13 protein-coding genes are annotated in these 13,941 nt (G+C 66.8%); 8 read left to right on the top strand and 5 right to left on the bottom strand.

What is annotated here, in order from left to right; genetic code table 11:
• The first annotated feature begins 27 nt into the window (after positions 1-27).
• Positions 28-1,296, top strand: coding sequence for a YeaH/YhbH family protein (locus G4D77_RS07270; RefSeq protein ID WP_154834967.1), 1,269 nt, complete (start codon positions 28-30; stop codon positions 1,294-1,296).
• Positions 1,293-2,921, top strand: coding sequence for a SpoVR family protein (locus tag G4D77_RS07265; protein WP_047469867.1), 1,629 nt, complete (start codon positions 1,293-1,295; stop codon positions 2,919-2,921). The genes G4D77_RS07270 and G4D77_RS07265 overlap by 4 nt, the downstream gene beginning before the upstream one ends.
• 25 nt (positions 2,922-2,946) lie before the next feature.
• Here G4D77_RS07265 and G4D77_RS07260 read toward each other — a convergent pair whose 3' ends face one another.
• Both G4D77_RS07260 and G4D77_RS07255 read right to left on the bottom strand, forming a co-directional pair.
• Positions 2,947-3,255 (bottom strand): hypothetical protein, encoded by a 309-nt coding sequence (locus tag G4D77_RS07260; RefSeq protein WP_016449753.1) that lies wholly within the window; start codon positions 3,253-3,255, stop codon positions 2,947-2,949.
• 61 nt (positions 3,256-3,316) lie between these two features.
• On the bottom strand, positions 3,317-4,657 hold the full coding sequence (locus G4D77_RS07255; RefSeq protein WP_154834965.1) for an ammonium transporter: 1,341 nt from the start codon (positions 4,655-4,657) through the stop codon (positions 3,317-3,319).
• Between the two features lie 229 nt (positions 4,658-4,886).
• Here G4D77_RS07255 and blaOXA point away from each other — a divergent pair, with 229 nt between their 5' ends.
• Positions 4,887-5,687 carry a class D beta-lactamase gene (gene blaOXA / locus G4D77_RS07250; RefSeq protein ID WP_250134265.1) on the top strand — a complete coding sequence of 267 codons (801 nt, stop codon included), beginning with the start codon at positions 4,887-4,889 and terminating at the stop codon, positions 5,685-5,687.
• An 18-nt stretch (positions 5,688-5,705) separates the two neighbouring features.
• Here the strand turns inward: blaOXA and G4D77_RS07245 are convergent, their stop codons facing one another.
• The 3 genes from G4D77_RS07245 to G4D77_RS07235 form a co-directional block, all read right to left on the bottom strand.
• Complete coding sequence (locus tag G4D77_RS07245; RefSeq protein ID WP_154834962.1) at positions 5,706-6,446, bottom strand: SOS response-associated peptidase; 741 nt, start codon at positions 6,444-6,446, stop codon at positions 5,706-5,708.
• 38 nt (positions 6,447-6,484) lie between these two features.
• Positions 6,485-7,288, bottom strand: a complete 804-nt coding sequence (locus G4D77_RS07240) for a PhzF family phenazine biosynthesis protein (protein WP_154834960.1) — start codon at positions 7,286-7,288, stop codon at positions 6,485-6,487.
• A 201-nt stretch (positions 7,289-7,489) separates the two neighbouring features.
• A complete protein-coding gene (locus tag G4D77_RS07235; protein ID WP_154834958.1) occupies positions 7,490-9,154 on the bottom strand; it encodes a hypothetical protein in 1,665 nt (554 codons plus the stop codon).
• A gap of 176 nt (positions 9,155-9,330) precedes the next feature.
• Between G4D77_RS07235 and G4D77_RS07230 the strand changes: the two genes are divergently transcribed.
• From G4D77_RS07230 to G4D77_RS07210, 5 genes are all read left to right on the top strand, one after another.
• Positions 9,331-10,299, top strand: coding sequence for a helix-turn-helix transcriptional regulator (locus G4D77_RS07230; protein WP_154834956.1), 969 nt, complete (start codon positions 9,331-9,333; stop codon positions 10,297-10,299).
• Between the two features lie 81 nt (positions 10,300-10,380).
• Positions 10,381-10,980: a TetR/AcrR family transcriptional regulator gene (locus G4D77_RS07225; protein ID WP_012204257.1), complete on the top strand. Its 600-nt coding sequence runs from the start codon at positions 10,381-10,383 to the stop codon at positions 10,978-10,980.
• 78 nt (positions 10,981-11,058) lie between these two features.
• The gene (locus G4D77_RS07220; RefSeq protein ID WP_016449746.1) at positions 11,059-12,249 is read left to right on the top strand and encodes an NAD(P)/FAD-dependent oxidoreductase; all 1,191 of its coding nucleotides are present in this window, start codon (positions 11,059-11,061) and stop codon (positions 12,247-12,249) included.
• Between the two features lie 51 nt (positions 12,250-12,300).
• Positions 12,301-12,729, top strand: coding sequence for a helical membrane plugin domain-containing protein (locus tag G4D77_RS07215; RefSeq protein ID WP_154834954.1), 429 nt, complete (start codon positions 12,301-12,303; stop codon positions 12,727-12,729).
• 184 nt (positions 12,730-12,913) lie between these two features.
• Positions 12,914-13,825 (top strand): O-acetylserine/cysteine exporter, encoded by a 912-nt coding sequence (locus tag G4D77_RS07210; RefSeq protein ID WP_013803501.1) that lies wholly within the window; start codon positions 12,914-12,916, stop codon positions 13,823-13,825.
• Positions 13,826-13,941 lie beyond the last annotated feature (116 nt).

Genomic DNA, 13,941 nt, shown 5'->3' with positions numbered 1-13,941 from the left:
TCGGCGCGCCCGGGCTGGGGGGAACAGATGGCATTGCAAATCATCGATCGCAGGCTGGCCGGCAAGAACAAGTCGGTGGGCAACCGCGAGCGCTTCGTGCGCCGCTACAAGGCGCAGATCGCCGAGGCGGTGCGCCGCGCGGTGGACAAGCGCGGCATCCGCCACATGGAGGAGTCCGAGAGCGTCTCCATCCCGCGCAAGGACATCCGCGAGCCCGTGTTCCACCATGGGCAGGGCGGCGTCCATGACACGGTGCACCCGGGCAACACCGAGCATGTGCGCGGCGACCGCATTGCCCGGCCGCAGGGCGGCGCAGGCGGCGGCGGCTCCCAGGCCAGCGACAGCGGCGAGGGCGAGGACGACTTCACCTTCACCCTGACCAAGGAAGAGTTCATGGAACTGTTCTTTGAAGACCTGGCCCTGCCGCGCCTGCTGCGCACCCACATCGGCAACACCATGCAGTACAAGACGCGCCGCGCCGGCTACAGCCACGACGGCACGCCGCACAACCTGGCGCTGCTGCGCACCATGCGCGGCGCCCTGGGCCGGCGCATTGCGCTGACCAAGGCGCCGCACCGCGAACTCAAGTCACTGGAGGAGCAGCTGCAAGCGCTGCTGGCGCAGGACGATGGCACCAGCGAGGCGGCGGCCGAGCTGCAGCAGCGCATCGATGCGCTGAAGCTGCGCATGGGCACGGTGGCCTTTCTCGACCCCATCGACCTGCGGTTTCGCAACCGCACGCGCGTGCCTGCGCCCATCAGCCAGGCCGTGATGTTCTGCGTGATGGATGTGTCCGGCTCCATGGACCAGGACCGCAAGGACCTGGCCAAGCGCTTCTTCATCCTGCTGTACCTGTTCCTGACGCGGCACTACGAGAAGATCGACATCGTCTTCATCCGCCACCACACGCAGGCGGCCGAGGTCAGCGAGGACGAGTTCTTCCACTCCCAGGAAAGCGGCGGCACGGTGGTCAGCAGTGCGCTGGTGCTGCTGGACCAGATCATCCGCGCGCGCTACCCGTCCGGGGACTGGAACATCTACGTGGCCCAGGCCAGCGATGGCGACAACTTCGGCGACGACGGCTCCAACTGCCGCAACCTGCTGGTCGACAAGATCCTGCCGCTGGTGCGCTACTTCGCCTATGTGCAGGTGGTGCAGGAAGAGCAGAGCCTGTGGCAGGAGTACAGCCAGGTGCTGCCGCTGTTCTCGCATTTCGCCATGCGCAAGGTGTCGGACGCCAGCGAGATCTACCCCGTGTTCCGCGACCTGTTCAAGAAAGAGGGGGTATCGGTATGAACCTCTCTCACTATCCCGTGCTGGCGCCCCGCCATGCCACGCCGCAGTGGAAATCCCATCTGGCCAGCGAACGGGCCCAGCGCATCGTGCCCTCCGCGCCGCTGCCGGCGGGGGAGCGGCCGGCCGAGCCTCTGCCCGATCCCAGCGACTGGACCTTCGAGCTCATCGAGCGCTATCACGCAGCGATTGCGGCCGCCGCCGAACGCTACGGCCTGGACACCTATCCCAACCAGCTGGAAGTGATCTCGGCCGAGCAGATGATGGACGCCTACGCCAGCGTGGGCATGCCCGTGGGCTACCGCCACTGGAGCTATGGCAAGGAATACATGGCGACGGAGCGGCGCTACCGGCGCGGCCACATGGGCCTGGCCTACGAGATCGTCATCAACTCCAATCCCTGCATCAGCTATCTGATGGAGGAGAACACCACCGCCATGCAGGCCCTGGTGATCGCCCATGCGGCGTACGGCCACAACAGCTTCTTCAAGAACAACTACCTGTTCGGCATGTGGACGGATGCGGGCAGCATCATCGACTACCTGGTCTATGCGCGCGACTTCATCTCCCAGTGCGAGGAGCGCCATGGCCTGACGACGGTGGAGCAATGGCTGGACTCCTGCCACGCGCTGTCCAACCTGGGCGTGGACCGTTACCGCCGCCCCTCCAAGAAAAGCCTGGCGCGCGAGCGGGCCGAGCGCGAGCAGCGCGAGGCCTATGCGCAGCAGCAGGTCAACGAGCTGTGGCGCACCCTGCCGGCCCGCCCGGGCAAGGACAGCGCGGCCCAGCACAGCGAGCGCTTTCCCAAGGAGCCCGAGGAAAACCTGCTGTACTTCATCGAGAAGAACGCCCCGCTGCTGGAGCCCTGGCAGCGCGAGATCGTGCGCATCGTGCGCAAGATCGCCCAGTACTTCTACCCGCAGCGCCAGACCCAGGTGATGAACGAGGGCTGGGCGACGTTCTGGCACTACACCCTGCTCAACACCCTGTACGACGAAGGCTGGCTGACCGACGGCGTGATGATCGAATGGCTGTCCTCCCACACCAATGTCATCTACCAGCCCCCGGCCGGTCACCGCGCCTACAGCGGCATCAATCCCTATGCGCTGGGCTTTGCCATGTACCGCGACATCCGCCGCATCTGCCAGGACCCCACCGAGGAAGACCGCCGCTGGTTCCCCGACCTGGCCGGCACGCCCTGGCTGCCGGCGCTGCACCATGCCATGCAGAACTTCAAGGACGAGAGCTTTGTCGGCCAGTACCTGAGCCCACAGCTGATGCGCGACATGCGCCTGTTCGCCATCCATGACGACGCCAGCGAACGCGAGCTGCTGGTCAGCGCCATCCATGACGACGACGGCTACCGCACCCTGCGCCAGACGCTGTCGCAGCAATACGACCTGGGCGCGCGCGAGCCCAATATCCAGGTCTGGAACGTCAATCTGCGCGGCGACCGCTGCCTCACCCTGCGCCACACCCGCTACCAGGGCCGGCCGCTGTCCGACGATGCGCTGGAAGTGCTCAAGCACGCAGCGCGCCTGTGGGGTTTTGGCGTGCAGCTGGAAAGCGTCAACGGCGATGGCGACGCGCCCGTGCTGCTGCACTCGGTGCCCGCTCCACCGGCCTGATCCTCCTGCCTGAGCCAGCCAGGCCCTAGCGCAGCGTGCCCACGTACTTGCGGTTTTCCGCACGCTGGCGCATCAGCTCGCCGGCGCGCTGCATGAGCGGCGAGCGCTCGGCGGGCCCGGCCAGCGCGGCATTCCAGGCCGCTTCGAAGCGATGGGTCCATTCCACCAGTTCGGGCGTGCTGCGCGCCCCTTCCTGCTCCCGGGCGAAGCGGATGATTTCGGCGGCGTACTCGGCATTGGCCGCCAGCCATTCGGTATCGGTCACGCGGCCGCAGCTTCTGCGCAGCAGCACATGCAGGTGCGCTGCGATGGCCAGGAGTTCGCTTTCGGGCATGTAGTGGCACTCCTTCGGTTTGACGATCATCGGGCGCCGGGCCGCTTTGCGGCTCGGCCGTTCATCCACTCAGGCGTTCGCGGTGCAGCGCCAGGTCCAGGCCCTGCAGTTCGCTTTCCTCATCCACGCGCAGGCCGATCAGCATGTCCAGCAGCCACAGCAGCGCCGCCGTGGCCACCAGCGTGAACAAGGCCACGGCCAGCACGCTCACCGCCTGGGTGAGCACGCTGGCCTGCACGCCGCCGATCTGCGGGCTGGCAAACACGCCGGTCAGCAGCGATCCCACGATGCCGCCCACGCCATGCACGCCAAACACATCCAGCGAATCGTCCGCGCCCAGCAGCCGCTTGAGCCCCGTTGCGCCCCAATAGCAGGCGACACCGGCGATCAGGCCGATGCACAGCGCCGACAGCGGCGTCACGAAACCGGCTGCCGGCGTGATCGCCACCAGGCCGCCGACCAGCCCCGAGCACAGGCCCAGCAGCGTGGCCTTGCCGCGCACCACATACTCGGCCAGCGACCAGGCCAGGGCGCCCGCGCTCGCGGCAATGTGGGTGACGGCCAGCGCCAGCGCCGCCCGGCTGTCCCCGGCCAGCGATGAGCCGGCGTTGAAGCCGAACCAGCCCATCCACAGCAGGGCCGCGCCCATCATGGTCAGGGCCAGGTTGTAGGGCTCGAAGGGCTCGTGCCCGTAGCCGCGGCGCGGCCGCAGGAACCAGGCGCAGACCAGCCCGGCCACGCCCGCGTTCACATGCACCACGGTGCCCCCGGCAAAGTCCAGCGCGCCCATGCGCGCCAGCCAGCCGCCCGGCTCCCACACCCAGTGCGCCACCGGGGCATAAACCAGCAGGCTCCACAAGCCCACGAAGATCAGCATGGCACCGAAGCGCATGCGCTCCACCCAGGCGCCCACCAGCAAGGCGGCGGTGATCACGGCAAAGGCCAGCTGGAACATCGCATAGGCTGCTTCGGGCACATGCGGCGCCAGGTGGCTCACGGCCACCAGGCCCTTGGCGGCGTTGAAATCCAGCCCCGCGAACCAGGCGCGCGAATCACCGCCTATCCACGCATTGCCGGGCGTGAAGGCCAGCGAATAGCCCAGTGCGAACCACAGAATGCTGACCAGGCAGGCAATCGCCACCACGCTGGCCATGGTGTTGAGCACGTTCTTGCGGCGCACCATGCCCGCATAGAACAGCGCAATGCCGGGCAGCGTCATCAGCAGCACCAGCACCGTGGCCGTCATCAGCCAGACCGTGTCCACGGCGCTGATGGATTCCACCGCCACCAGCGACGGCCGCGTGATCGCCTGCTCGGCCGCCTGCGCCGTCTGCGCCGCACCCAGGACGGCGACCCATCCTCCCGCCACCAATGTTCTCAATGCCTGTGCGCACCTGTGCATGCAATGACTCCCTTGTTTGTTGTGGTCATGGGGCCGTCTGCCGTTGCCGCCATGGCTGCATTGGCCGGCCTGCAGCGGCCTTGCACAAGTCGTGCCAGCGCAGACGGGGCCCTTGGGGGCCGTGCGATGCAGCCGGAACACCAAAACGGGAAAACCGCGAGTCAAAACAGGGCAGCCGGGCGGGCGGTGCACCATCGGCGTGCGGTGGTGCAGCTCTTAAACTGCCGGCATGAATCGAAGAAATCTGATGTGCGCCGCGCTGCTCGCCTGTCTGTCACAGGCGGCGCTGGCGGCTGCCGAACTGCAGGACAGGCCCGAGTGGGCCCGCTTTTTTGCCGATGCCAAGGTCGATGGCAGCATCGTCGTGGTCGATGCCAGAGGCCCGGCCGAAGCCGTCTACGTCCACAACCGTGAACGCGCGGCGCGGCGCTACTCGCCCGCTTCCACCTTCAAGATCCCGCACAGCCTGTTCGCGCTGGACGCCGGGCTGGTGCGCGATGAATTCCAGCGCATTGCCTGGGATGGCGTGAAGCGCCAGTTGCCGGCCTGGAATGCCGATCAGGACCTGCGCTCGGCCATGCGCAACTCCACCGTCTGGGTGTACGAAGGCTTTGCCAGGGAGCTTGGCAGCGCGCGTGAGGCTGCCTACATGCGCAAGATCGACTACGGCAATGCGCTGGCCACGGGCGAGGCGCCTTTCTGGGTGGAGGGCGACCTGGCCATCTCGGCGCTGGAGCAGGTCGCCTTCCTGCAGCGGCTGTACCGCAATCGGCTGCCATTGCCGGTGGAGCACCAGCGGCTGGTGAAGGACGTGATGGTCAACGAGGCCGGCGCCGACTGGATACTGCGCGCCAAAACCGGCTGGACGGGCCGTATCGGCTGGTGGGTGGGCTGGGTGGAATGGCCTGCCGGCCCCGTGTTCTTCGCCATGAACATGGACACGCCCCACCGGCTGGCCGACCTGCCCAAGCGCCAGGGCATTACGCGCGACATCCTGCGCTCCATCAACGCGTTGCCCAAGGCGCCGTAGCGCGGGGGACAAGGCCCATCAGCCCATCAGCCCTGGAGGCCGCTTGTCGGCCTTTCGCTCCACGGGGTTGGCGGTGAGCCAGTTGGACGGGTACTGGCGCATGAACTCGCGCGCCTTTTCCACGCGCGCGTTGAGCCAGGCGTCGTAGGCGCCTTCGTTGAGAATCGCCGGCATGCGCTTTTCCGCGCCGGGCTGCTGGTAGCGGTGCAGCAGCGCATGGCTGTTGGCGTTGACCGTGAGCAGGGTGTAGCTCAGCAGCACCTCGCCATCCGGGCCCGTCCACTGCGCCCACACGCCGGCCACGCCCATGGGCTTGCCGTCGATGCGCGAGATGCGCGTGGGCAGGGCCTTGCCGTTGCGGTAGTCATCCTCGAAAAAGGCGGCCATGGGCACGATGCAGCGCTGGCCATTGAGCCAGGCATCGCGGAAGGCCTGGGCCGTGGAGACGGTCTCCGAACGCGCATTCACCAGCTTGAGCGCGCGCAGCCGTCCATCGGAGGCCGACTTCACCCAGTGCGGCACCAGGCCCCATTGGGCGGCAACCAGCTCGCGTGCGGGCGGCGCCGCAGGCGCGGGCGGTGTGTCGGAAGCGGAGGGTTCTTGCTGTTCGGTGGCGGCATCCGCGGCCACGGCGACGCTGCGGATGAAAAAGCCGGACTTGCGCGGTGTCATGTTGCGCTCGCTGGCGGCAGGCGCCTCCACGCCGAAGGCGTCGCGGTAGGCGTCGGCTTGCGACAGTGATTCGTAGTGGGTACTCATGCGCGGATGGTACCTGCGTGCCAGCGCAAAGTCGGGCGTCAGACGGTAATGGTCCCGGTCAGATAACGCGCGCAATGGCCCGCCACCTCGACGCTGGCATCGGTCACCTCGCAAAACAGCGTGCCCGTGCGGCGAGAGGCCTGGTGGCCGACCAGGCGGTTCTTGCCCAGCCTGCCCGCCCAGTAGGGTGCAAGCGCCGCATGGATGGAGCCCGTGACGGGATCTTCCTCGCCGCCATTGGCGGGCCAGAAGTAGCGGCTGACGAAGTCATGGGAGGCGCCCGCATCCGCAGGCGCCGTCACCACCACGTCCAGCGGGCCCAGCGATTTGAGGCGCTCCAGGTCCGGTTTGACGGCTCGCACCTGGTCTTCGGTTGCGTAGACGGCCACGTAGGCCTGCTGGTTCACGAGATAGGCCGTGGGTGCGGGCGTCAGGCCTTCGCGCAGTGCGGCGGGCACCTCATCCAGCGGCTTGGCATCGCGGCGCGGGAAGGTCATGACGATGCGTCCGCCATCCTCCTGCGTGGCGGTGACCTTGCCCACGGCAGCGGCCCAGAACGTGATGCTGCTCAGCGCCGGGTCGGCCTCGAAGAGCACGAAGGCGCTCGCCAGCGTGGCGTGGCCGCAGAACGCGATCTCGGTCAGGGGGGAGAACCAGCGGATCTCGAAGGCGGCGCGCTCGCCACTCCAGACCAGGAAAGAGGTCTCCGAAAGATTGTTCTCGGCGGCAATGGCCTGCAGCGTGGAATCGGCAAGCCATGCATCCAGGGGAATGACGGCGGCCTGATTGCCCTTGAATCGTTCCGATGTGAATGCGTCGATGACGTGGATGGGGAGTTGCATTTGCAAAAGGCCTTTGGGTCGGATTCGTGTGCAGCCCGTCATTGTTGTCTCTGTCTCCAATGGCTGCGCGCGGATTCTACGGTCCGGCAGGATGGAGCTGAGGCATGCATGCCCGGCATGCCGGCCCACGCGGCTGCGGGGCGCCGCGTGGGATGCCTCGCCCCATCCCTTGCTTGAAATGCCCGCTCCCGGCTGCAAGGCTCACTCAATGCCCAGAACCGTTTTCATGGCAGCCCAGGCCACGCCGTTCAGCCGGGTGGAATAGCTGAGTGCCTGGTCTTCGCTGGCAATGGCGGCAGGCAGGCGATAGCCGAATACGCTGCCGTCGAATTCCGTATAGCCCCGCGTCACGCCTTGCATGAAGGTCTTGCCAGGGAAGTCGGCAAAGCTCAGCAGGCGCACGCCCTGGGAGGTGGAGAGGGTGTACGCGCTTTGCGAATGCACGGTGCAGGCGCCCAGATCGCTGTAGGCCGGAGGGGTGGACTCACAGCTGTAGAACTGGGCGTTGGCCGCATCGATGAAGGCCACGCGCAACACATGGTTGGCATCGACCGGCCCCGCCGCCCCGACTGTCGAGGCGCGCACGGTGGCTGGAGTCGACAGGTTCACCGCGCTGGTCGGGCGGCCGGCAATCATGGCTTCCAGCGTGGCGAAGCCGAAGCGGTCCGTGGCCGTGTTGTTGATGAAGGCCGGCGACCGGTTCAACTGCACCGACAGTGCAGTGCGCATCTGTGCGCCCTGCGGGAAGACGGCCGAGCCCAGCGTGGCAGGGTCCATTTCGATGGAGCGGTCATGGCGGATGCCCTCGGCCTGCAGCGTTGTGTCTCCGGCACGCAATTGCGTGATGACTTCGGCCATGGGCTTGCCGCTGACGTCCTGCGAAGCGGTGGTAAAGCCCAGGTAGGCGGTGGACTGGTTGCACAGCAGTGTGCGCGAGGGAACCCCCTGTGTCGTCAGGCGCGCAACGGAACTGTCGCAGCGCGTCCATCCGGTGCTGGTGAGCGTGACGGACGGGAACAGCGCTTCCTGCGTACTGGGTGCACCGTTGGTTTTTCCGCTGCGTGTCTCGAACTGGTGGGCAAAGCCGTCTGCCTGGACGACGCCGTCGGACCTGCGTTCACGCACGGAGTAGTTCTGCGCGTTGCCATAGTTCAGGAACGCCAGTTGGTTCGATGCCACGGCCGCTGCGCCAGGTGCCGTCACCTGGATAGGCACGCCCAACTCAAGCGCGTAGGCGGTGACCTTGGCGGCTGTGCGCGCGGTATCCGCAAGCACGGCGGCACTGGAGGCCGCGTCGCTCTGGTAGTCGTAGATCCTGGCGGCGTCGATGCCGAGCTGGCGGGCCACTGCAGCCTCGGCCACTTCCCTGGCCGTGCCGGCCGCGATGGCCTTTTGCACCAGGCTGGTCAGTGGATTGATCTGCGCGGATTTGCCAGCCGGTGCAGACAGCACGAACGCCTTGGCTGTGGCGGTGCTGGTGGGGTCCGCAGCGTCCACGGATTCGGGTGTGATGCGAGCCAGCACGGGAGCCTGGTTGAAGGCAGCGGTGGCTGCCGCATCGCCGGGTTGATAGGTCAGGCTGAACGTGCCGTCGCTGCCGGTGGCCGCTGCGCTGGGCTCGCCCGTGTCGCAGGCTGCATTGGCGTTCAGATCCACGCAGACTGCAGCGTTGCGCACGGCCTGGTCGATGGCGACGGTGCCTGACAGCGTGATGGCCGGCTGTGTCACGGTGCCGCCGCCGGTGCCCCCGCCGCTGTCGGTGCCGCCGCTGCCTCCTCCACAGGCATAGAGGCTTGCAACAAGGCCGCACAGCAGCAAAGGGCGCACGGCGGGAAAGGAAGTGGATGCACTGGGGTGGATTTGCATGGTGTCGGTACAGGAATGTGGGTGGCAAGCCAACTCTATGTGTGACACGCAACAAACAAAATGATGCAATTGCACTATCCTGAAGCGCTGCCGGGGTGGGGCAAGAGGGCACGGCTCGCGCAACACCCGCCCGTGCAGTCGATCTCAACGTATCGAAGAGAGGCAGGCAAGCCGCCATGGACGCTGCATACAACCACCTGCTGCTGAACCTCTACCGGCTATCGCACGAGCAGCCTGTCGAACATTTCCAGGACCAGGCGCTGGACCTGCTCAAACCCGTGCTGCCCTTCGACTCGGCCATGTGGGGCTCGGCCACCATGACGGCGGCCGGCATCGATGTCCACACCATCCACCTTCACCGGCAGCCGCCCGAAATGCTGCAGGCCTATGAAGAGGTCAAGCACCTGGACACGGCGGCGCAGGCCGTCACCATGCATCCCAGCGAGACGCTGGCCTTCGAAGCGAGGACCTGGTTCAGTGGCCGGCATCAGGGGGCGCTGCGCGACTACGGCAGGCGCTTCGAGCAGTCGCACTTCTTCATCGGCGGGATGCTGAACCCGAGCACTCTTTACACGCGCTGGCTCACGCTGTTTCGCGCCCGCACGGATGCGCATTGCACCGAGGGCGAGCGCCAACTGCTGGCCGCGCTGCTGCCCCATGTGCAGCAGGCGCTGGAACTCAACCGCCTCACGCATCTGGGGCAGCTTCGGCAGGGCCTGGCCCGTGATCGGTTGGGCTCGGCACTGGCAGACCCGCGCGGCATCATCCACCACATGGACGTCGTCTTCGAGCACGCCTTGCGCGCCGAATGGCCGGGCTGGCAAGGTCCTCGCCTGCCTGCGGCCGTGCAGACTGCGGCACAGGGCGGCGCCCATCGTCTGGTGGCCCACACCCTGGTCATCACGCTGTTCACGCAGCACGGTCTGCTGTGGTTGCGAGCGCGCCCCCGGTGCGCAGCCGACGGGCTGTCCCCCCGCGAAGCCACGGTTGCCCGGCTTGTGGTCCGGGGCCTGACCCACAAGCAGATTGCAGTCCAACTCCAGCGTGCTCCTGCCACGGTGCGCAATCAGATCCGCTCCATCTACGAAAAGCTGGGCATCGCCAACGTGGCATCGCTTGCCGAGGCACTCCGGCTGATGGATTGAGGCCAAGGTCCAGGAAAACCCTGGTGTAGTTTGCACGTGCTTGTGAAAATAGAATGAAGATTCGTTCTACGATCATTTCCCATGCAAGACGAGGCCTGGACCTTCTTCCCGCATGCGGGTTCGCGCCATGTGCAGACGCTGCGCGTGGCGCTCAGGCTGTTCGTGGAGCGGGGCTTCTTCAATACCTCGATACAGGACCTGTGCGCCGAGGCCGGCGTGTCCATCGGTTTCTTCTACAACCACTTTGCCGACAAGGAAGGCATTGCGCGCGAGCTGTACCGGCATTTGCTGGCGCGCATGAATGTGCTGCTTGACGATATCGAGGAGCGGCACGCGGGCAGCGCCCAGCGCTGCCGCGAGGTGCTGCGCATGCTGTTCGGGCTGGCCGAGGCCGAGCCCGAGGCCATGGGCTTCGTGGTCAATGCGCGCCACCGTGAGTTTCTGCCCGACGAGCAGGCCATCTGCTCGGCCTCGGCCTTCGTGCGCATGCGCGGCTTCGTGTTCGCCGGCATGACCGATGGCGAGATCCGCCAGATGGAGCCCATGGTGGCGGCCAGCCTGATGTACGGCAGCGCGATCCGCATGATCTGCCTGCGGCTGGACGGCATCATCGACACGCCCATAGAGCCCCTGTTCGACGCGCTCTGGGACGGGGTGTGGCGATCGCTCAAGCCTGACTGAGCGGCGCATTTTCCGGCGCTGGCGCCGTGCGGCGCCAGCGGTTGTTCCACTGAGGCGAAAGCACAAGGAGTAGCAGGGATGGCGCATCACATCTTGATCATCGGAGGGGGCATTGGCGGCACCATGACCGCCAACCACCTGGTCAGCAAGCTGTATCCGGAGGTGGTCACGGGCAAGGTGCGCATCACCATGCTGTCGAACTCGCCCTGGCACTACTACAAGCCGGCCTTCATGTACGTGGCCTTCAATGCCTTCTTTCGCGACGAGCTGCGGCGCAGGCAGCGTGGCCTGCTGCGGCCCGAGATCGACTTCCAGGTGGAAGAGGTGGAGCGTTTCGACTTTGCGCTGCAGGCCGTGCACTGCAGGAGCGGCAAGCGCTTCGGCTACGACCATCTGGTGATCTCCACGGGCTGCGTGCCTTCGCCCGAGCGTATCGAAGGCCTGGCCGAGGCCGGCGACCACTTCTACCAGCACGCGCCCGCGCGGCAGCTGGCCGACAAGCTGGCGCGCATAGAAAAGGGCCGCATCTTCGTCACCGTCACCTTTCCCAAGACGCCCAATGTGCCGCACCAGTGCGGCATCGCGCCCATAGAGACCACGCTGATGCTGGACGACCTGCTGCGCCGGCGCGGCGTGCGCGACAAGGTGGAGATCGTCTACACCTATCCCACGGTCTCGCAGTTGCTGCGCAACTGCCTGTTCCTGCAGAAGGACACCTGCGAGATCCTGCCCACGGTGTTCGAGCAGCGCGGCATTCGCCACCAGCGCGGATTCACGCTGGCGCGCGTGGACCCCGAGGCCAAGGTGGCCCACTCGGAGGAGGGCCAGGCCGAAGACTTCGACATCCTCATGGCCACGCCGCCGATACGCGCCGTGCAGGCCGTGCGCGACTGTGGCCTGTCGCAGGCGCAGGATGGCGAAGGCTGGCTGCCCACCGACCACGAGACCATGCAGGTGCTGGGCCAGAGCCATGTCTATGTGCTGGGCGATACGGTGGACCTGCCGGTGAGCAAGGCCGGCGGCGCCTGCCACAACCAGTCGCCCGTGGTGGTGAACAACATCGCCTCGCAGATCCGCTTCGGCCGCACCAGCGATGCCTACGACGGGCGCGTGGTGGCCATCGCCCAGATGGGCCTGGACGGCGGCATGCCGCTTTGGTACGACTACCAGGTCGACGTCAAGCCCACGCCGCCGACCAAGGTCGGCTCGATGATGCGCAAGGGCTTCAACCGCGGCATGTACTGGGCCGTGGCCCGCGCCCTGGTCTGAGGCCATGGCCTTTGCATTGTCATTCCAAGCACGAAGACAAGGAGCACCGAGATGAACATCGCTTCCGACATTCCCGTGGCGCAGCCCGCCGCCGGCGGCCTGCTGCAGGACGACGCCGCGCTGCAGGGGCTGGCCGAACTGATGGGCAAGCTGGAGCCGCTGCTGGTGGGCCGGCGCCTGAACCGCGTGGTCGATCTGCTGTCGGCCACGGCGGACCTGGTGGACATGGCAGACGACTACATGGTCGAGAAGGTCGCCAAGGCCTTCGAGGATGGCGTGGGCGGGGCCTGGGCCGCGGGCAATGCCGCGCGCATGGCGGCGGCCCAGGTGCACGCCATGGAGGAAACGCCCACCCTGATCGGCCTGATGCGCATGGCACGCGAGCCCGATGTGCGGCGCGGCCTGGCCTTCATGCTGGCCATGGCCGGCGCGCTGGGGCGCCAGCATGCCCACGATCCCATCGACTACGCGGCGGACTGAACCCCAGGGTCGAGCCACGGCCGCCCGGCAGCGCACGGGCTGCGGTGGTACAAACGCCGGGGGCGGATGTGATCCGCCCCTTTTCTTTTTGCCCATTGCCCGCCATGCCTTCTTCCTGTTCCTTGCCGGTGCTGCCGGCCGCTGTCCCTGACCATTGCAGGCCCCGCTGCACCGAGGGCAGGGCATGACCGCGCAGCACCTGAGCCGTGGCGACTGGGCGCGTGCGCTGCTGGTCATCCTGATCTGGGGCACCAACTTCGTGGCCATGAAGTTCGGCCTGCTGACGCTGTCGCCCATGCTGCTGAGCGCGCTGCGCTTCGTGGTGGCGTCGCTGCCCTTTTTGCTGTTCGTGCGCCCGCCCAAGTCGGTGGGCTGGCGCTATCTGGCCGCCTATGGGCTGGTGCAGGGCGTGGGCCAGTTCGGCATGCTGTTCCTGGGCCTGAAGCTGGGCATGCCGGCCGGCATGGCCTCGGTGGTGCTGCAGACGCAGGCCTTCGTCACGCTGCTGCTGGCCGCCTTCCTGCTGGGCGAGCCCGCGCGCCTGTGGCATTGGCTGGGCCTGGTGGTATCGCTGGGCGGGCTGGTTGCCATTGGCAGCGCCCATGGCGAAGGCGACAACGCCATGACGCTGGCCGGCTTTTTGCTGACCGTGGGCGCAGCCTGCATGTGGGCCGTGTCCAACATGATCACGCGCTATGCGGCGCGCAGCGGCCCCTACGAGCCTTTCCCCTTCATCGTCTGGAGCAGCATCTTCCCCATTGCGCCGCTGATGGCCCTGGCTGTCTGGACCGATGGCGCGGATACGGTCGTGCAGCAACTGGCGGGGATCGACCTGACCGCCGTGGCCTCCATCCTGTACCTGGCGCTGCTGGCCACGCTGCTGGGCTACGGCCTGTGGACGCGCCTGCTGCAGCGCTATGCGGCCGGCACGGTGGCGCCGCTGTCTCTGATGGTGCCCGTGGTAGGCCTGGTCTCGGCCATGCTGCTGCTGGGCGAGCGGCCCACCTTCATGCAGTGGATGGGCACGCTGGCCGTGCTGGCGGGCATGGTGATCAACCAGTTCGGCGGGCGCTGGCTGGCGGGGCGGGCGCGATAGGGGAACAGGCGCCAGGGGGATGGTCGGGGCCGGTGACAGGAGGCCGGCTTTGCATTTCTTTAAATGACTCGGGTAATAAAAATCATTATCATTCCCGCTCTTTGAAAGGCGGCGTG

The sequence above is a fragment of the Delftia sp. WY8 genome, from assembly GCF_018437695.1.
GTDB lineage: Bacteria > Pseudomonadota > Gammaproteobacteria > Burkholderiales > Burkholderiaceae_C > Comamonas > Comamonas tsuruhatensis.
Note: the sequence above shows the minus strand (reverse complement) of the source record. Positions and strands in the feature narration are given on the sequence as shown.

What these genes read in the sequence shown, in the direction of transcription:
- G4D77_RS07270 (WP_154834967.1), top strand. Translation starts at nt 28, where the DNA reads ATGGCATTGCAAATCATCGATCGCAGGCTGGCCGGCAAGAACAAGTCG.
- G4D77_RS07210 (WP_013803501.1), top strand. Translation starts at nt 12,914, where the DNA reads ATGACCGCGCAGCACCTGAGCCGTGGCGACTGGGCGCGTGCGCTGCTG.
- G4D77_RS07255 (WP_154834965.1), bottom strand. Translation starts at nt 4,657, where the DNA reads ATGCACAGGTGCGCACAGGCATTGAGAACATTGGTGGCGGGAGGATGG.
- G4D77_RS07215 (WP_154834954.1), top strand. Translation starts at nt 12,301, where the DNA reads ATGAACATCGCTTCCGACATTCCCGTGGCGCAGCCCGCCGCCGGCGGC.
- G4D77_RS07225 (WP_012204257.1), top strand. Translation starts at nt 10,381, where the DNA reads ATGCAAGACGAGGCCTGGACCTTCTTCCCGCATGCGGGTTCGCGCCAT.
- G4D77_RS07245 (WP_154834962.1), bottom strand. Translation starts at nt 6,446, where the DNA reads ATGAGTACCCACTACGAATCACTGTCGCAAGCCGACGCCTACCGCGAC.
- G4D77_RS07230 (WP_154834956.1), top strand. Translation starts at nt 9,331, where the DNA reads ATGGACGCTGCATACAACCACCTGCTGCTGAACCTCTACCGGCTATCG.
- G4D77_RS07240 (WP_154834960.1), bottom strand. Translation starts at nt 7,288, where the DNA reads ATGCAACTCCCCATCCACGTCATCGACGCATTCACATCGGAACGATTC.
- G4D77_RS07260 (WP_016449753.1), bottom strand. Translation starts at nt 3,255, where the DNA reads ATGCCCGAAAGCGAACTCCTGGCCATCGCAGCGCACCTGCATGTGCTG.
- G4D77_RS07220 (WP_016449746.1), top strand. Translation starts at nt 11,059, where the DNA reads ATGGCGCATCACATCTTGATCATCGGAGGGGGCATTGGCGGCACCATG.
- G4D77_RS07265 (WP_047469867.1), top strand. Translation starts at nt 1,293, where the DNA reads ATGAACCTCTCTCACTATCCCGTGCTGGCGCCCCGCCATGCCACGCCG.
- G4D77_RS07235 (WP_154834958.1), bottom strand. Translation starts at nt 9,154, where the DNA reads ATGCAAATCCACCCCAGTGCATCCACTTCCTTTCCCGCCGTGCGCCCT.
- blaOXA (WP_250134265.1), top strand. Translation starts at nt 4,887, where the DNA reads ATGAATCGAAGAAATCTGATGTGCGCCGCGCTGCTCGCCTGTCTGTCA.